Origin of the sequence: Fretibacterium fastidiosum, assembly GCF_964642095.1 — a bacterium.
GTDB classification, from domain to species: domain Bacteria; phylum Synergistota; class Synergistia; order Synergistales; family Aminobacteriaceae; genus Fretibacterium; species Fretibacterium fastidiosum.
On record NZ_OZ209244.1, the window covers coordinates 2,085,968 to 2,103,746 of the forward strand.

Here is a 17,779-nt window from a genome sequence, read left to right on the forward strand (position 1 = left end):
GGCCCTGAGGGAACCTCAGGGCCACAACGCTATTTTGCGTTGATAACCTCCATGTTGCGCTGTTTCAGGGCGCTCTCCGCGGCGTGGCAGGCTGCCAGCACCGCCTGCCACTTTTCGACCCGATCCGCCTCCGTGCCGTTCGTGAGGGCAGCGACGGCCCCATCCAGGGCGCTCAGGGCGCCGATCAGGACATTTTCCGTGCTCCTGGAGGCCGGGGTGGGGTCCGCGTACTGAAGGGAGTCCGCCAGGCGAAGGAGGGGGGAGAAATCCTCTCCGGGCAGGTTGAGGGAGAACTCGAGGTTCTTGACCAGGTCCTGGAGGTGGCTTGCCTTGAGCGAGAGGCTCAGGCGTCCCTCCCTCTGGTCCCTGCGGTCCGCGCCCCCGGGCTTCAGCATCGCCATGTGGATCAGGAGGAGGGGGAGGAGGAAGGCCGCTGCCCCTCCGACGTGGATCAGGAAGTACGTCGTCGTCGAGAAGTGAAGGTAGACGTTGGCGATGGAGGCCCCGACGACAAAGATGAAGTAGGCCGCCACGACGATCAGGTGGGAGAAGTTGCCCGGCGCCTCCCGCCCGTCGGAAAGCGCGACCTTTGAGGAGAAGAGCAGGCCCAGGATCAGCGCAAAGGCGAGGGAGACCATGGATATCCAAAACGTCGTTCCCCGCTCCTCCGGCGTCGTGAGGAAGAAGATGAAGACGCCCGCCGTGACGGCGATGAGGGAAAAGGCGAGGACGAGGTTAAAAGCCTGGTGTAGCTTGTCGATAGCGCTTTTGATGCTCATGGCGATCCTTCCTTTCGTGACGAATGCCGCTTACGGCAGAAGTGATTTCCCGCACTCCGGGCAGAATTTCGACGCCGCTTCGAGCCGCGTTCCGCAGTTGGGGCAGGAGAGCGGCAGTCCGCAATGTGGGCAGAACTTGCCGTCCTCCGCGCAGGGCTTGCCGCACTTCGGGCAGTTGCGCGTGGAGGCCGGGGCCTGGTTCTCCTCCTCCGCAAGCCGCGCCCCGCACGCAGGGCAGAAGGAGCTTGCGGGGGGGCAGGGCTTGCCGCACCTGGGGCAGCTTGCTTCCGAGGCCGCAGAGGCTACGGGCGGGCTGGCGGGTTGGGTGCCCTGGGTGACGTACTGCCCCATCTGGGCGGCCATCTGTCCGATGGCGCCGCCAAGCCCCATGCCTGCACCCAGGCCGACGCCCGCAGCCATCAGGGACCCCCCGCCGCCGTCTCCGGTGTTCTGCGCCGTCGCCTCCAGCACGTCGAAGGAGCGCTCCTGCTGGTAGCTGTACCCCTTCAGGTCCATGCGCGCCCGCTCGCTCATCGCCCGCTTCAGGTCCTTAACGGCCTCGTCGTCGTCCGGGACGTTGATGGAGCCGAAGAAGAAATTTACGGACTCGATGCCGTATTCGTCGAACGCGGGGCGCAGGGCTTCCGTCGCCTCGTCCGACATGTCCTGGAGGTAGGCGTTGATGTCGAAGATGGTGATCTTCTTCTGCGATATATAAGTGGCGATCATGTCGCCGATGCGGCTCAGCAGGAGCCCCCGGAACGAGTTCACCAGGTCCTCGCGGGTGATCTGCACGCGGGTGCCCGCCAGCTTGAGCAGGAACTGCCGGCTCTCCTTGACGCGGATGCCGAACTGGCCGTAGGCCCGGACGGGCAGCGGGACCTGGTATTCGGGGTCGCGGAGCAGGATGGGGGTCTGCGTTCCCCACTTCACGTCCAGCACGTTCACCTTGTTGATGAACCACACCCACGCCTTGAAGGGGCTCTCGCCTCCCGTGGGCAGGTTGATGAGGTGCCGCAGGATGGGAACGTTCTCGGTGGAGAGCGTGTAGCGTCCGGGACCGAAGAGGTCCAGCGCCTGCCCGTCGCGAAAGAGGATCGCCTCCTGAGTCTCCTGGACGATCAGCTGAGTCCAGTTCCCCAACTCGTTGCTCCGCACCGGGTCCCTGGCGTCCGTCCAACGCCACGCGAAGACGTCGCCGCTGTCGATCTTCTCATTCCACTGTACGATCTGTAGCAAAGCCATGATGGGCCGTCACTCCATTCTCGATAAATTTTTAAGTTTGCCTGCCGCGCCTAGACGGCGGGCTTCAAGAGCTCCATGAAGATCATCTTGTTGATTTGGGTTTGAAGGTAGAGGGGCCCGAAGACGACGAGAAGGGCCGCCGACGGCGCGATGGTGTGAACGACGACGGCCTTATCGAGGTATTGGGCGGCATGGGCCTGAAGGATGTCCTTGACGCGGAAGGCCAGCCAGATGGAGAGAAAGAAGCTTGCGCCGAACACGCAGTGGTTGTATGCCGAGGCCGTCTCGGCGTCTACCCCGATCCCCTCCCAGGCACCTGGAAGGCTCAGGGCGCCGAGGTAGAGGACCAGCTGGACGATCGTGGCGAAGGCGGGCAGTTTTTTGGGGGAGTTCATGCGGTTCAGCGATCGTGCCCTCGTCAGATACCAGACGGGGCTGTAGATGCCCATGGTCGCGATCCATAGGAAGGGCAGGGACAGGTCTGAGACGTGCTTGATGGCGGCGAGCCCTGCCAGCTTCTTCTTCCGCTGAAGTGCCTGTTTCCGCTGGATCTTTTCGTCCAGGAGCATCTCGTCGTAGGGCGTCGGGGAGCCGCAGAAGGAACAGAGCTCTATTCCCGCTTCCAGAGGGGCTCCGCAGTGCTGACAGATCATCGTCGTTTTCCTCCTAAAAATTGCTGAACGGGCGAGGCCCGCGCCGCGACACCTATTTTCGTCCGCGTTTCGCCGCTTTATTTTGCAGAACGGCGGGGGTTATGTCAATATTGAGTTGCGTTTTCATGGGTGGTTTTTCCTGCCGTATTGAAAACAAAATCGTGAAGGGGACGAGATGGCGAGAACGAACGACGGAAATTCGTATGGTGGAGTGCCCAAAGATCGCCTGAGTTGGGATAAAATAGTAAAGAGAATGCCTTGATCGAAATGGAGTGCAAGGTGGTCTTGAGCTTTTGAGTTTCAAAATATAAAGCGAAAGGATGTCAAGGTCGATGGTGTCTGTCGAGAGATCGCCGCGTGAGGGAAAAGCGGGAAAGGGCCTGATGAGGGTTGGCTTTGCTCTCTGTCTTTTATGCGTTCTGAGTTTCACCTTTGTGTTGCCTGAGCTTGCCCCTGTCTCCGCCGAGGGCGCTCCACGGGTTGTGACCAGGACGCCTGACGGAAAGAGGACGGTGCGGAAGGCGAGGCTACGCAGGAGAGAGGCCGGCAAACGAAAGGCGGTCTCCCCCTTCACGGGAGGGCGGGGCACCGCAAAGAGCCCATGGACCATCGGCACGGAGGCGCAGCTTCGCGCCTTTGCCGCTTTGGTCAATGGCGGGAGGAACTACGCGGGCAAGTACGTTCGGCTGACCGCCAACGTGGACCTTGGAGGAAGGGCCTGGGTTCCCATCGGCTTCTCGCGCATCGGTAGAACCCTGGCGTTCAGCGGCGTCTTTGACGGCAATGGGCACACGATCAGCGGCCTGTCGCTGAAACACGCGGGGAAGGACCCGGTGGGCCTGTTCGGCACGCTCTCGGGAGCCTACGTCTGCAACCTCACCGTTGAGGACGCCGAGGTGAACGGAGTGACGGAGGTCGGGATCCTGGCCGGTGCCGCGCAGAAGTCCACGGTGAAGAACGTCTCCGTGTCCGGCTCCGTCGCCGGCAGCCAGAACGTGGGCGGCATGATCGGCAACGCGATGGAGTGCCGCCTCCTGCACTCGGAGTTCATCGGCAGGGTAAAGGGCGCGGGGGCCAGTGCGGGCGGCATCGCCGGCGGCGCGTTCGGATCCGTCCTGATGAACGTCTCCGTCTCCGGCAGCAGCATCGAGGGGCGTGAGAACGTGGGGGCCATGGCGGGGACGTTTCAGGCCGGGCTCCTTCAGAATGCTGCAGTCGAGCGCTGCACCGTCGCCGGAACGGAAAACGTCGGCGGCGTGGCGGGGGCCGCGGCCGGTCCCATCCAGTTTCAATCCGTGGCCTTTGACGGCAACGTGGAGGGCGTGGAGAACGTGGGGGGAGTTCTGGGGTTCAATGCCCAGGGCACGGTGAAAGACGCCTCGGTCCAGGGCAACGTCATGGGGACGAATCAGGTCGGCGGCGCGTTCGGCCTGTGGCGTGGGGGGACTGCCATGCGCTGTCTCTCGACGGCCTCCGTGAACGGCAGGGCCAACGTCGGCGGGGTCACCGGGCAGATGGAGAAGGGGCTGCTGGATCACTGCACGTCGGACGAGGAGGTTCGGGGCGGCGATATCGTGGGGGGACTGATCGGTCGCTACGTCGGCGGCAGGTACACGAACTGCCAGCCGTCCGTGGTTGTACATGCCGGGCTCAAGAGCGGCCGCGAGATCGGAAACGAGAGCGAAAAATAATTCGTGAGAAAACAGAGGAGGCGGCCTTTTGGAGCCGTCCCCTTCGTTCATATGAGTCATATGAGTTGTGATCCATAATTTGTCCGGAATTTGGGGAGGTGCGCTGCAGCGATGAAGAAGGTCACGTTTTTTTACCTTGAGGCCTGCCCCTATTGCAAGAACGCCCGGAGGGCCATGGATGAACTGAAGGCCGGGGATGCCCGGTATCGGGCGATCGAGATGGATTGGGTGGAGGAGAGCGAGCGCCCGGAGGTGGCTGAGAAGTACGATTACTACAGCGTGCCGACGATGTTCATCGGTTCGGAGAAGCTGTACGAGGCGCATAAAGGAGAGGAGTACGAGGAGTGCAAGACCAACGTCAAGCGCGTCTTTGAAGCGGCGCTTGCGTAAACCTCTGTCTGTCGTTATAATAAAAAAGTTTTATGCCCTGCCTCTTCTTCCGGAAGAGGCCATCAGACCACAGGGAGGAGGTGACAGACGTGCGGCATTACGAGATGTTGACCATCCTTAGCGCTGAACTTGAGGACCCCAAGGAGGAGGTCGGCAAGATCGAGGAAGTCGTGCGCAGTCTGGGAGGCAACGTGACCCAGACGGATGTCTGGGGAAAGAAGGCGCTGGCCTACCCCATTCAGAAGAAATCCGAGGGGAACTACGTGCTCTTCAATTTTGACCTTGAGCCGGCGGCGACCTTTGAGCTGCGCCGTATCCTTGGATTGCGTTCCAACGTCTATCGTCAGATGATCATCCTTTTGGACGAGTAGGGGAGGGAACGGCCATGGCCAGAGGGTTCAATAAAGTGGTTCTTATGGGCAATCTCGCCCGCGATCCAGACGTTCGCTACACGGTGGAGAGGCGGGCGTGGGCCCGTTTCACCGTGGCGGTCGGCTATGCGTGGAAGAACAAGAGCGGGGAGTATCAGGATGGAACGGACTTTATATCCGTCGTCGCCTGGGGCCCTCTGGCGGAGCGCTGCGGCCGCTACCTCAAGAAGGGAAGCGGCGTCCTCGTGGAGGGCCGGATACGTTCGCGCAGCTACGACGCGCGCGACGGGTCCGGGAAGAAATACGTGACGGAGGTGGAGGCGGGGGAGGTCGTCTTCGTGGGTGGAAAGAGGACCTCGGACGAGGGGGTCCCCTACGACCCCCAGGCTGCCCCCGATTCCTCCTCGCCGTCCTCCTTCTCCAGCGACGAGGATTTCGGCAAGAGCATCCACGAGAAGGGGTTCAGCGACGACTTCCCGATGGATTTTGCGGAGATGGAAAAGGACGCCAACAAGAGCGCCGAATCGGACATCCCCTTTTGACGAGGGCGTCCGAGAGGACCTTCGTGGGAGCTGCCTGTCCGGGCAAGCGCTCCTCTGTCGGCGGTCCGTGGGGATTTTTAAGGAGGATATCTTAGATGAACGGAGAGAGGGAGAGCAGGCCCGCAGGCGCCGCCGCGCCGCGCGGCGGTATGCGCAGGGGCTCCAAACGACGCCCCAAGTTCTGCTATTACTGCGTTGAGAAGCAGGAAAAGGTCGACTACAAAGACGTTGAGAAGCTGCGCAAGTACATCAGCGAGCGGGGAAAGATCGTTCCGCGCCGCGTCACGGGGAACTGCGCAAAGCACCAGAGGCTTTTGACCGAGGCCATCAAGAGGGCGCGCTACATGGCGCTCCTGCCTTACTCGCTGGACTGATCCTCTCCTGTTGCGCGAGGGGGCATCTGTTCTTTGACGGGATGTCGGCTGAAATTTCATGGGGAGAAGCCACAGGGCTCTCCCTTTTTCATTCCTTGAAGGGGGTGGACTATGCCGGGGCCGGAGAGCGTTTTTAAACAAAGAACCCTTGGCCGTGTGGTCTTTTTTTCCCTTTTGACGGTCCTTCTCTTGAAGGTGAAGGACTACGTTCCGGCGGTGACCTTCTGGGGGTTGTTCTTCTCCCCACTGCCGCTCGCCCTCCTGGGGTGCCGGGAGGGGCGCAGGTCGTTGGGGCTGGGAGTGCTCCTGACGGGGGGGCTGACGGCGCTCCTCCTGTCGATCCCTTCCGCCCTGTACTTCGTAACCGCTTCGGCTCCCCTCTCCGCTGCCCTTGCCGCGAGTTCAAGGAAGAGCTGGAGCGGAGGAGAGGCACTTCTGGCCTGCACCTTCGTGTCCGTCACAGAGAAGCTGTTCTTCTTCTTCCTCCTCTGGGCGCTGACGGGGCGCAACTTTTTGGCCCCTGACGCCGGACAGGTGGAGGAGATGATGGGGCGGCTGTACGCGGGCTTCTCGTCCGGTTTTCGAGAGACGATCTCGACGCAGGAAAATATGAGACAGGCCGCTGCGTTGCTGCCCTACATGACGCCCTCGATGCTCCTTCTCTACGCGGGGTTGGATGCGCTCTGCAACTACAAGCTGTGCGGGTATTTTCAGCGAGGTCAGGCGCACCGCCCGCCCGCCCTGCCCGCCTTTACGGAATGGCGTTTCCCAAAGTCCCTGCTGTCGGCGTTTTTCCTCGCTTTCGTCATCAACCTCCTGTGGGGGCTGGACGACTGGAGGGCAGGTGCCCTGTTTGCGGCCAACCTGGAGCTGGTCCTGAACGTCCTCTTTTTCGTCGAGGGCCTTTCCCTGGCCTTCTGGTGGATAGGGCGACGAGGGGTGGGCCCCGTCCTTCGGACGTTGGCCGCCGTCCTGTTCCTGATCCCTCTGGCGTGGCCGTGGCAGGTGCTCATGGGCATCGGCGACATCGTCTTCGACTTCAGGAGCAGGGCGACGCGCCGCAGGACGTAGGGTGCGGGTAATGCCTTCAGGGAAGCGCCGATCGGCCTTAGGTCGGTGTTTTCCCGACGCGGGGACTTTTGTGCTTTTTGAAGGGAGAATCTTTCATGCAGGTGATTTTAAAGGCGGACGTCAATAAGGTGGGCAGCGCCGGCGCGCTTGTGAACGTCAGCGACGGGTACGCCCGCAACTTCCTCTTTCCGCGGGGGCTTGCCGTCGAGGCGACCCCCAGCAAGGTGGCGGCGTGGAAGGAGGAACAGGCCAACAAGAGGAAAAAGGAGGCGAAACAGCTCCAGGAGGCTGAGGAGACGAAGAAGGGGCTTCAGGGAAAGGCCGTGAGGATCGAGGCGAAGGCGGGGGAGAATGGGAAGCTCTTTGGGAGCATCACCACGGCTCAGGTGGCCGAGGCCCTGAGCCGGCAGTACGGTCGGACGGTGGACAAGCGCGACATCAAAATGGACGACGTCATCAAGCAGCCGGGCAGTTTTCCCTTCGCGCTGAAGCTGCACGCCGGCGTCCACGCGGACATGACGCTGTCTGTGACCACCCAGAAAGACTGAACCGAATGCAGCTTTACGACAGGGTCCCGCCCCAGAACCTGGACGCGGAGCGGGCCGTTCTGGGCGCGTGCCTTCTCGAGCACGAGGCCCTGGGGGTCGCCCTGGAGACCCTGAGGCCGGAGGATTTTTACGACCTCAACCACCGAGCCGCCTACGAGGTGATGGGGGAGATGTTCAACGCCAGCCGGCCCGTGGACCTTGTCACCATCGGGGATGAGCTGGCCCGGCGCGGCGTCTTTGACAAGCTGGGGGGACAGCCCTTCCTCGCCGCCCTGGTGGCGGAGGTCCCGACGACGGCCAACATCGCCTTCCACGCGGGCATCGTGCGGGAGAAGTCCGTCCGTCGCCGGCTGATCGACGCGGGGAGCAAGATCGTCAGCCTGGCGTATTCGAGCGAGCTGGAGAGCGCCATGATCGTGGATGAGGCGGAGCGAGCCGTCTTTGAGGTCTCCCAGCGCAACAATCGGGCCGACTTCCGCCCCGTCAGCGACATTCTGGGCAGGACGTTTCAGAACATCGAGCAGCGCTATCAGGAGAGCGGATCGGACGTCAGCGGCTTCGAGTCCAGCTTTGCGGATCTGGACCGTTTGACGGCCGGTTTTCAGCCCGGAAGCCTGAACATCATCGCCGCGCGTCCCTCCATGGGAAAGACGGCCTTCGCCCTCAACATCGCGCAGTTCGGGGGCGGCGGAAGCCGGTCGGCCGTCCTGATCTTCAGCCTTGAGATGTCCGCGGAACAGCTGGTGCAGCGTATGCTGGCGGCGCAGTCCGAGGTGGACCTCCAGGCGATGAACACCGGGACCATGAGCAGGGGGGACTGGGACGAGCTTCAGAATGCCGCCGGCGTGCTGACGCAGAGGCCCATCTTCATCGACGACAGCTCCATGCTGACCACGATGGATTTTCGGGCGCGCTGCCGCAGGTTCAAGTCCCGCTACCCGACCCTGGGGCTCGTGATCGTGGATTACCTGCAGCTGATGAGCTTTGGCGGCCGTCAGACGGACAACCGCCAACAGGAGGTCTCCGAGATCTCCCGCATGTTGAAAGGGGTCGCCCGCGAGTTGGCCTGCCCCGTCATCGCCCTCTCCCAGCTGTCGCGCGAGACGGAAAAACGCCCCGACAAGAAGCCGATGCTCTCGGACCTCCGGGATTCGGGAGCCATTGAGCAGGACGCGGACACGGTGATGTTCCTCTATCGAAGGGACTACTACGAGGAGACCCAGCCTGGGGTGGACAGCGAGGCTCAGCTGACCCTGGCAAAGAACCGAAACGGCCCGACGGACACGATCACCCTCGTCTTTCAAAGGGAGATTACGCGCTTTCGCAGCTGGAAGGGTTAAGGAAAAGGGGACCGGTCGATGGACGGTCCCCTTTTCCTTGCAGGTGTCGCGCGCTGACGCCCGCCCCGCGTTTTTTGGGATTGCACCCATCTATAAGGCCATAGGGGGCCGGCGGCCTCCGCAGGCACGCGCCCCCGCACCTGCCGCCCGGTCGTCGGTTCGAAAGGCCGATTACGAAAAATAACCGATTGCGGGCATAAAACCTTTCTCTATAATTTTGGTCATTATTGGTCAGGGATTGAGGCCTACGGGGCCTTTGACCAGGGACGATAGATCAAGAATATACCCTTCATGGGGAGGTTATAGGCATGGACTTCAATAAATTGACGACGAAGAGCCAGTCCGCTTTAGCGGCGGCGCAGGACCTTGCGGCGGCCCGCAGCCACCAGCAGGTGGACGTGGAGCACCTTCTGCTGGCGCTCTTGCAGGACGCGGAGGGGCTGATCCCTCGGATGCTTCGCCGCATGGAAGTGGACCCCAAGGTGCTGGAGAAGCTCGTCTCCGACGAAGTGGCCCGTATGCCGCGCGTATCGGGCAGCGGGGCGGAGCCGGGAAAGGTCTACGTGACCCCGCGGCTCAGCAGGCTCCTCGCCGCGGCGGAGGAGCGCGCGAAGGCGCTCAAGGACGAGTACGTCTCCGTCGAGCACCTGTTCCTGGCGATGCTGGACGAGGGGACGAACACCAACCTGGGGCGCATCCTGAATCGGCTGGGCATCACGGAGGACCGCTTCCTGAAGGCGTTGACGGAAGTTCGCGGCTCTCAGCGGGTGCAGAGTGCGGACCCCGAAGCCACCTACGAGGCCCTCGCCAAGTACGGGCGCGACCTGGTGGCCGCGGCGCGGGAGGGGAAACTGGACCCGGTGATCGGGCGCGACGAGGAGGTCCGCCGCGTTATCCGTATCCTGAGCCGTAAGACGAAGAACAACCCCGTGCTGATCGGCGACCCGGGGGTCGGCAAGACGGCCATCGTGGAGGGGCTGGCGCAGCGCATCGTGCGCGGAGACGTGCCGGAGGGCCTGAAGGACCGGACGGTCTTTGCCCTGGACATGGGGTCGCTGGTTGCCGGGGCGAAGTTCCGCGGCGAGTTTGAGGAGCGGTTGAAGGCCGTCTTGAACGAGGTGAAGCAGAGCGAGGGGCGCATCGTCCTGTTCATCGACGAGCTGCACACCATCGTTGGGGCCGGTGCGGCGGAGGGCGCCGTGGACGCGGGCAACATGCTGAAGCCCATGCTGGCGCGGGGCGAGCTGCATTGCATCGGGGCGACGACCGTCGATGAGTACCGCAAGTACATCGAGAAGGACGCGGCCCTGGCGCGGCGGTTCCAGCCCGTGACCGTGGATCAGCCCGACGTGGAGGACACGATCTCCATCCTGCGCGGCATCCGCGAGAAGCTGCAGGTCCACCACGGCGTGCGCATCCGCGACAACGCGCTGGTGGCGGCTGCGGTCCTCTCGAACCGCTACATCACGAACCGCTTTTTGCCCGACAAGGCCATCGACCTGGTGGACGAGGCCTGCGCCATGATCCGGACGGAGATCGACTCCCTGCCGTCGGAGCTGGACGCGGCCAGCCGGCGCGTGATGCAGCTTGAGATCGAGGAGACGGCCCTGAAGCGAGAGCAGGACGCGGCGTCCCAGGAGCGCCTCAAGGTGCTGCAGAAGGAGTTGCAGGAGGCTCGCACCGAAGCGGACGCCCTCCGCGCCCAGTATGAGGCGGAGAAGAAGAGCATCGTGGGCATCCGTCAGCTGCGCAGCCAGATCGACGAGGTGAAGGCCGAGATCGAGAGGGCCGAGCATCAGTACGACCTCAACCGGGTGGCGGAGCTTCGCTACGGCAAGCTGCAGAAGCTGGAGGAGGAGCTGAAGGCCCGCGAGGCGGAGAAGGAGGGGCAGAACGCCCCCGGAAGCCTCCTGCGCGAGGAGGTCACGGAGGACGAGATCGCGGATATCGTCAGCCGCTGGACGGGGATTCCCGTGACGAAGCTCCTGGAGGGGGAGCGCGAGAAGCTCCTGAAGCTGGACGAGGTCCTCCATCGGAGGGTCGTCGGACAGGACGAGGCCGTTCAGTTGGTGGCGGACGCCGTGCTGCGCGCGCGAAGCGGCATCCGGGACCCGCGCCGGCCCATAGGCTCCTTCATCTTCCTGGGGCCCACCGGCGTCGGCAAGACGGAATTGGCCAAGACCCTGGCGGAGGCGCTGTTCGACAGCGAGGAGAACATCATCCGCATCGACATGTCCGAGTACATGGAAAAGCACTCCGTGTCGCGCCTCGTGGGGGCACCCCCCGGCTACGTGGGGTACGACGAGGGCGGTCAGCTGACGGAGGCCGTGAGGCGGCGTCCCTATTCCGTCATCCTGTTCGATGAGATCGAGAAGGCCCATCCGGACGTGTTCAACATCCTCCTGCAGGTCCTGGACGACGGACGCATCACGGACAGTCACGGCCGCTTGGTGGACTTCAAGAACACCGTGATCATCATGACCAGCAACATCGGGTCGAGCGCCCTGCTGGAGGGCATCACGGCGGACGGCAAGATATCGGAGAGCGCCAGGAGGAAAGTGATGGATGCGCTGCGCGGGGCCTTCCGTCCCGAATTCCTGAACCGCGTGGACGACATCGTCTTCTTCAAGCCGCTGACCCGCGACGAGGTCCGTCAGATCGTCCGGCTTCTCCTGGGACACCTGGAGGAACGGCTGGCCGACAGGCAGATCGCGCTGCACTTCAGCGACGAAGCGGTGAACTTCATCGGGGAGGCGGGGTACGATTCCGTCTACGGCGCGCGCCCGCTCAAGCGGTACATCACGCACAACGTGGAGACGAAGCTGGCACGGGCGCTCATCGCCGGAGGTATCCGGGACCACTCCGAGGTCGACGTCGGCCTGAAGGACGGAGAGCTCACCTTCTCCTTTGCGGAGAAATAAGGGGTGGGGTTAAGAGCGGGCAGCAGGCCAGACCGATGAACGGCCGCTGCCCGCTTCGCGTTCGGATGGGGAAAGGCCTACCGGCTGACCTTCACGCGCAGGGAGACGTCCTCCCTGCGCGGAATGAAACTGGATGTGTTTTTGTAGAGGGGTTGTGGTATGCTTTGATTGTCAACGCGCGTTTTGACCTGCGTTTTGCGGAGGGCGCGCGGCGTGACGAATCGTGAGGGGGGAACAGGTTGATCTTTGAGTTGATGTCCAATGGAACCCTGGCGAAGCTGCCGCAGGCATCCGCTCCGGAGGGAATCACCCCCCCAGAGGGTCCCTTCGTGATGTTGCTTTTGCCCCACAACCGCTGCCTGGTGGGCGTACCCTCCGCAGGGGCCGGCGACTCCTGGTCCTGGGGAAAGCCGGGCGGGGGGATGTCGGCCGTGTCGCTTTACGAGAACGAGGCGCTCACGCTGCCCGTGGACGCTTCCGCGCTCATCAGCCTTCCGAAGGACACCGTGACCTTCCTGCGGGGGGAGCTGCTGGCCCAGATGGACCCTCCGGGGAGCCACGTGTCGACGGTCCTTACCCTGAAGGGTTTTATGAAGGACCACGCCGCCTTTTTCGACGACTTCCCCTTTCAGGACGAGGCGGCCTTTGCCCTCTGTCTGAACGACGACGAGGTCCTGCGAAAGGCGTATTGGGCGCTTCGCTTTGCCATGGCGCGTGGGGAGTACGACGCCGTCACACGCCTCAAGGCTTGGCTCAAAGCCGGTCCTGAGCTGCTCGGCGACCCGGAGAACGGGGCCCGGATATGGTTTTCCATCCTGAACCTGCCCGCCGAATCGGACCTCCAGGAGCTGGAGGCCCTCTCCTTTTCGCGGGGGGACCTGAAGCACATGGCGTCGCAACGAATTACGCCGATCTTCCTGTACAACCCGCGCGCAGGGTACCTCGTCCTGGACCGCCTCACCCGAAGCGAGTTCCTGACCTGGGCGTTTCTGCCCTCCGCCCTCTGGACGGAGCTGAGGGAACGCCGAAAGCTGCCCATCCGCGAGGTGGTGCTGGGCCTGTGGGGGCAGCGCGATGTCGATCGCGCTTTGGAGGACCGCTCCCGCTACATGAGAGGGCCCGGCGGCGTCTCCTTGAGCCGGCCTCAGGTCGTCCGACCTTGAAGAGCGCGTTCCCGAACGCCCCGATTCAGGGCTCTAGGGGCGTTTGGACCTTCACCGAGCTCGGTGGCGGAGGAAGCGAATGAAACCGGGGGAGGGTTGCGGGACGGAGGCGCTTCAGGAGAGGGCTCTCTGCGTGCGTCGGGATATCGCCGGCATGCCGGGAGCGCTTCACGACGGTTACCTCTTTTCCGCCGTGTCCAGCGTGGACCTTCTGGTCTGGCTCTACGGCCGGGTGCTGCGCGTTTGCCCCGAAGCACCCCTCGACGAGGGGCGGGATCGCTTCGTCCTGAGCCGCGTCGCCGCCGCGCCCGCCCTGTACGCCACGCTTGCGGAGTACGGTTTTTTCCCGCGGGAGGAGCTGTGGGAGTACCGGCGCCTGGGCGGCATGTTGCAGTCCGCCCCGGAGTTTCGGCACGCTCCGGGGATCGACGTGTCCTGCGGGGTGCGTGGCATCGGTCTGGGGCTTGCCCTGGGACTTGCGCTGGCGCTGCGGGACGCCGCGCCGGAGGTCAGAGTCGTCTGCCTCCTCGGCGCGGACGAGCTGGCCTCAGGACCCGTGTACGAGACGCTGACCCTCGCCGCGGAGGCGGCGCTCCCCGGCCTGATCCTCATCGTCGAGTCGGACGGGGAAGACGCCGATGCGGCGAGGGCGCTTTCCGCGGTTGCGGGCTGCGAGGCCGTCCGTGTGGACGGCCACGACGTGGAGGCCCTGAACGCGGCCTGGGGCGAGTTGACGGCGGAGTCCCGCGGGAAGGGGATGCGTGTCCTGCTGGCTCGAACCGTCCGCGGTCGCGGGCTGCCGCACGTCAGCGACGACCTGATGGACGACGAGGGGCCTCTGGACCGTCAGGCGGCGGACGTGCTGATCAGCAGGATGAAGGCGTGAGCTCTGATGACGCTTCGGAAGGTCTACCGGTCGTTTGTGGAGGAAGCCCTGGGGCACGGCGGCGAGTTCGCCGACGTGGCGCTTGTGGGGGACTGTGCGCCGCCGCTTTGGGCCGGGCAGCGTCCCTACGTCCCCGGCGTTGGGGAACAGGGGCTGGTCCTGATGGCGGCGGGAATGGCCTATGGCGGCCGCAGGGTCGTCCTGAGCGGGGCGACGTCGTTCCTCCTCGGCCGAGCCTATGAGCAGATTCGCTCTGCGATCGCCCTGACCGCGTTGCCGGTCTGCATCGTGGGGTACGACTCCGGCTTCTCTGCGGGCTATGAGGGCGCGGCACGTCAAATGCTCGAGGACGTGGCCCTCATGCGCCTCCTGCCGGGGATAACGCTTCTCGTCCCCTCGGACAGGGACGCCTCGGTCGCCCTGCTTCGGGAGGCCCTTCGCCGCCGCCGGCCTGCGTTCCTCCGGTTTGCGGAGGAACGCGACGTCGCTTCGGGCGAGGGGCATGAGCCCCTCTGCTTTTCAGGGGCCCGAACGCTGCGGCCGGGGGGTGACATCACGATCTGCGCGTGTGGTATCATGGTGAAGGAGGCCCTGAAGGCCGCGGACATTCTGGCGCAGCAGGGCCTGCACGCCGAGGTCATCGACTGCTGCTGCGTCAGCCCTCTGCCCGGTCGCTCGATTCTCTCGTCCCTCCAAAAGACGGGGTGCTGCGTCGTGGCGGAGGAGCACTTTTTGGCGGGAGGGCTCTTTGAGAGCGTGACGGCCCTCGCCGCGCAGGAGTACCCGGTGCCCGTCCTGCCCGTGACGGCGAGCGGCGGCTTCGGGCAGAGCGGGTCAACGCAGAACTTGAGGGACTATTACGGATTGACGGCGACTCAGGTCGTCAGCGCCGCGGTGCAGGCCTGGGCCAGGCGCAGGGTAGGATAGGGCGCCCGGCGCGTCCTGCGATGAGCTGATTATCGAAGGGGAACGCCATATTGAAGATCACTTTTTCAGGGGTGAGCAAGGTCTTTGAGCCTGATATCGTCGCCTTGAGAGATATCAACCTCGAGATCAACAAGGGGGAGTTCGTCTACGTCATCGGGGCTACCGGATCGGGCAAGTCCACCCTCCTGAGGATCATCACGCGGGAGCTTCTGCCGACCCGCGGCTCGGTTCGGGTCAACAAAGTGAACCTGCGGGAGATGCGAAAGGCGGACATCCCCTATTACAGGCGCGACGTGGGGCTGGTGGCGCAGGATTTCAAGCTGATTCCGCACCTGACGGTCTACGAGAACATCGCCTTCGTGATGGAGGCCATGGCCGTGCCGCCGAAGATCGTCTCCTATCGAACGAACGAGGTCATCGAACAGGTGGGGCTCTGGCGACGCCGTTTCATGCGGCCGGCTCAGCTGTCGGGAGGGGAGCAGCAGCGCGTGGCGATAGCGCGCGCGCTGGCCAACTCCCCTTCGCTCTTTATCGCGGACGAGCCGACGGGCAACCTGGATTTCAACACGGCAGCGGACGTGATGAAGGTCCTCTTCGCCATCAACGCCGGAGGGGTGACGGTCGTGATGTCAACGCACAATCAGTACATCGTGGATTCCTGCCGTCAGAGGGTCGTTGAACTCGACGCCGGAAGGCTGATTCGCGACGAGATGTCGGGAGGATACTTCGCCGATGACAACCTTTAGATACATTTTGAGGGACATGGGGCGCCTCATCGTCAACCACTGGGTCCTGGGTATGCTCACCCTCGTCACCGCCTCCGTGATGCTCTGGATCCTTGGGATGACGACGCTCTTCTCCCTCAACATCGAAAACCTGCTCTCCCGCCTCGAAAGCGAGCTGGTCATTCAGGCCTACGTCCGAAAGGGCAGCGACGTGGAGCAGGTCTTGCGAAAAATTCAGGCACTGGAGGCCGTGGCGGCGACGAAGGCCTACTCCCCGGCGGAGTCCCTCGCAAAACTGCAGGAGAAGATGGGCAGTCAGTCGAGGGCCCTGGATCTCCTGGGAGACAACCCCATCCCGTGGAACTTCGAGATCCGGGTCCAGAACGCTTCCGACGTGGAGCCCCTGGTTCGGACGCTCATGGCCATGCCGGAGGTCGAGGACGTCATCTATGCGGGGATGGTCGTCCAGAGGGTCAAGGCCCTCTCCCGAGTCTCCTCCCGCGTGGCATTCATGATGTTCGTCCTCTCCATCGTCATAACCGCGCTGGTCGTCTACAACACGATCCACATCTCCCTCTACTCCCGGCGGGAGGAGATCGGCATCATGTACCTGGTGGGAGCGACCCGTGCCTACATCGCGACGCCCTTCGTCCTGGAGGGCACGCTTCTGTCCCTCGTGGGGTCCCTGATCGCGGTGGGAGGAATCGTCTCGACGTACCTGCCGGGCATCTCCATCCTTCAGCGCAACCTGCCCTTTCTGACGTCGGGGCTGGTGGCAGACCCCTACGTGATCGCGCGCTTCTGCGTCCTCCTCGTCGGCTTCGGGGCGACGCTGGGTTGGGTGTGCAGCTACATCGTGGTGGCGCGCTTCATGCACGCCGAGACCCGACCGGAATAGGGGCGCCGTCTTGAAAGGCAGAGTGCAGTTCGCGGGGGTCCTGATCCTCGGCCTTTTGCTGCCGCTCCTGGCGCCCGTTGTGTGCCCGTCCCGGGGAAGCGCCGCCGAGAACATCGACACGCGCATCGCCGCGGAGGAGAGGCGGCGCCGAGAGCTGGACAAGCGCGTCGAGGACTACCGTCGAAAAATTCGGGAGATGGGTGCCAAGGTGGACAGCCTCCTGGGACGTATCGACGCGCTGGAGCAGGACGAGAACCTGGCCGCTCAGGAGATATCCGTCCTGGAGCTGCAGCAGAACAAGATCCATGAGAACATCGCCATCCTGAACGCCGAGATGACGCGGGAGCAGGTCAAGATCGACGAGCTGTCCGACAGGATGCAGCACAGGATCGTGGACCTCTACAAGTATGGAACGTCCGAGGAGATGAACCTCTTTTTCTCCTCGGAAAACGTCTTTCAGGCCGTCGAGGCCGTACACATGATGCAGCTCATCGCCCGCCACGACGAGGTGCTCCTCTCCCAGCTTCAATATCGCTATCAAAACCTGGACCTCTCGCGCAGGACCATGGACGAGCACCGCGCTCAACTGAAGGCGCAAAGCCAGGCGCTGAGGGAGCAGAAGGAGAAGTACCACAAGACGATCCTGGCCACGAACTCCTTCGTCGGCCAGATCCAGCGTCAGAAGAAGCTGGCCGAGAAGGCCTCGCGGGAGGCAGAGGAAGCCCAGAAAGCCGTCGGCCAGACGATCCTGGCGTTGATGCGCCGCAAGCAGGAGCGCAGCGTCCAGGGGGGCGGGCGGCGAAGGGGCAGCGGCGTGGATTACCTGGCGGGCCAGGGCCGCGGCTCCATGTTCGACTGGCCCCTTCGGGGCCCCATCTCCAGCAACTTCGGTCTGCGAATCCATCCCATCTTTAAGACCAAGAACTTTCATTCCGGCATCGACATCGCGGCTCCGGCCGGCACGTCGGTGAAGGCGGCAGCAGCGGGGGAAGTCCTCTTCGTGGGCTGGCTGAGGGGGTACGGCCAGGTCGTCATCCTGGATCACGGCCGGAACCACTCGACGGTCTACGCGCACCTGTCCTCGGCCTTGGTCCGCGAGGGCCAGGTGCTGAGGGCCGGATCGGCCCTGGGCAGGGTGGGCAGGACGGGGACGGCGACGGGGTATCACCTTCACTTCGAGGTGCGCATCGGCAGCACGGTGAAGAACCCGCTGGACTATTTGAGGCGCTAGGCGCTGGCGCGGTTAGAGGCCTTC

The 17,779-nt window shown here is 63.6% G+C and carries 18 protein-coding genes; 15 read left to right on the forward strand and 3 right to left on the reverse strand.

Features of this window, described 5'->3' with window-relative positions; translation table 11 throughout:
• Positions 1-29: 29 nt before the first annotated feature.
• Genes ACK28C_RS09375 through ACK28C_RS09385 form a run of 3 tightly spaced genes read right to left on the reverse strand, consistent with a single transcriptional unit; the run spans position 30 to position 2,677 of the window.
• The gene (locus ACK28C_RS09375) at positions 30-779 is read right to left on the reverse strand and encodes a hypothetical protein (RefSeq protein WP_015557105.1); all 750 of its coding nucleotides are present in this window, start codon (positions 777-779) and stop codon (positions 30-32) included.
• Between the two features lie 30 nt (positions 780-809).
• Positions 810-2,024 carry an SPFH domain-containing protein gene (locus tag ACK28C_RS09380; RefSeq protein WP_015557104.1) on the reverse strand — a complete coding sequence of 405 codons (1,215 nt, stop codon included), beginning with the start codon at positions 2,022-2,024 and terminating at the stop codon, positions 810-812.
• Between the two features lie 50 nt (positions 2,025-2,074).
• The gene (locus tag ACK28C_RS09385) at positions 2,075-2,677 is read right to left on the reverse strand and encodes a DUF4234 domain-containing protein (RefSeq protein ID WP_015557103.1); all 603 of its coding nucleotides are present in this window, start codon (positions 2,675-2,677) and stop codon (positions 2,075-2,077) included.
• A 482-nt stretch (positions 2,678-3,159) separates the two neighbouring features.
• Between ACK28C_RS09385 and ACK28C_RS09390 the strand changes: the two genes are divergently transcribed.
• The 15 genes from ACK28C_RS09390 to ACK28C_RS09460 all read left to right on the forward strand — a co-directional run bounded on the left by ACK28C_RS09390 (position 3,160) and on the right by ACK28C_RS09460 (position 17,755).
• On the forward strand, positions 3,160-4,368 hold the full coding sequence (locus ACK28C_RS09390) for a hypothetical protein (protein ID WP_208873839.1): 1,209 nt from the start codon (positions 3,160-3,162) through the stop codon (positions 4,366-4,368).
• A gap of 111 nt (positions 4,369-4,479) precedes the next feature.
• Complete coding sequence (locus ACK28C_RS09395) at positions 4,480-4,758, forward strand: glutaredoxin domain-containing protein (RefSeq protein ID WP_015557102.1); 279 nt, start codon at positions 4,480-4,482, stop codon at positions 4,756-4,758.
• Positions 4,759-4,790: 32 nt separating this feature from the next.
• The gene (gene rpsF / locus ACK28C_RS09400) at positions 4,791-5,129 is read left to right on the forward strand and encodes a 30S ribosomal protein S6 (RefSeq protein ID WP_279369737.1); all 339 of its coding nucleotides are present in this window, start codon (positions 4,791-4,793) and stop codon (positions 5,127-5,129) included.
• 14 nt (positions 5,130-5,143) lie between these two features.
• Positions 5,144-5,671, forward strand: coding sequence for a single-stranded DNA-binding protein (locus tag ACK28C_RS09405; protein ID WP_015557101.1), 528 nt, complete (start codon positions 5,144-5,146; stop codon positions 5,669-5,671).
• Between the two features lie 95 nt (positions 5,672-5,766).
• Positions 5,767-6,045: a 30S ribosomal protein S18 gene (gene rpsR / locus ACK28C_RS09410; RefSeq protein WP_015557100.1), complete on the forward strand. Its 279-nt coding sequence runs from the start codon at positions 5,767-5,769 to the stop codon at positions 6,043-6,045.
• Positions 6,046-6,201: 156 nt separating this feature from the next.
• Entirely contained in the window at positions 6,202-7,116 is a 915-nt protein-coding gene (locus ACK28C_RS09415; RefSeq protein WP_208873837.1) for a DUF2232 domain-containing protein, read from the forward strand.
• A gap of 95 nt (positions 7,117-7,211) precedes the next feature.
• Positions 7,212-7,664: a 50S ribosomal protein L9 gene (gene rplI / locus ACK28C_RS09420; protein ID WP_015557098.1), complete on the forward strand. Its 453-nt coding sequence runs from the start codon at positions 7,212-7,214 to the stop codon at positions 7,662-7,664.
• 5 nt (positions 7,665-7,669) lie between these two features.
• Complete coding sequence (gene dnaB / locus ACK28C_RS09425; RefSeq protein ID WP_015557097.1) at positions 7,670-9,004, forward strand: replicative DNA helicase; 1,335 nt, start codon at positions 7,670-7,672, stop codon at positions 9,002-9,004.
• 308 nt (positions 9,005-9,312) lie between these two features.
• A complete protein-coding gene (clpB, locus tag ACK28C_RS09430) occupies positions 9,313-11,925 on the forward strand; it encodes an ATP-dependent chaperone ClpB (RefSeq protein ID WP_015557096.1) in 2,613 nt (870 codons plus the stop codon).
• Positions 11,926-12,164: 239 nt separating this feature from the next.
• Positions 12,165-13,088, forward strand: coding sequence for a hypothetical protein (locus ACK28C_RS09435; protein WP_208873836.1), 924 nt, complete (start codon positions 12,165-12,167; stop codon positions 13,086-13,088).
• A gap of 79 nt (positions 13,089-13,167) precedes the next feature.
• Positions 13,168-13,974 (forward strand): Transketolase, N-terminal subunit, encoded by an 807-nt coding sequence (locus ACK28C_RS09440; protein ID WP_015557095.1) that lies wholly within the window; start codon positions 13,168-13,170, stop codon positions 13,972-13,974.
• Between the two features lie 6 nt (positions 13,975-13,980).
• Positions 13,981-14,901: a transketolase family protein gene (locus ACK28C_RS09445; RefSeq protein WP_015557094.1), complete on the forward strand. Its 921-nt coding sequence runs from the start codon at positions 13,981-13,983 to the stop codon at positions 14,899-14,901.
• Positions 14,902-14,951: 50 nt separating this feature from the next.
• A complete protein-coding gene (locus tag ACK28C_RS09450) occupies positions 14,952-15,647 on the forward strand; it encodes a cell division ATP-binding protein FtsE (RefSeq protein ID WP_208873835.1) in 696 nt (231 codons plus the stop codon).
• Positions 15,634-16,524, forward strand: coding sequence for an ABC transporter permease (locus ACK28C_RS09455; RefSeq protein WP_208873834.1), 891 nt, complete (start codon positions 15,634-15,636; stop codon positions 16,522-16,524). Before ACK28C_RS09450 ends, ACK28C_RS09455 begins: the two co-directional genes overlap by 14 nt.
• Before the next feature lie 10 nt (positions 16,525-16,534).
• A complete protein-coding gene (locus ACK28C_RS09460) occupies positions 16,535-17,755 on the forward strand; it encodes a murein hydrolase activator EnvC (protein WP_208873833.1) in 1,221 nt (406 codons plus the stop codon).
• The last annotated feature ends 24 nt before the right edge of the window (positions 17,756-17,779 follow it).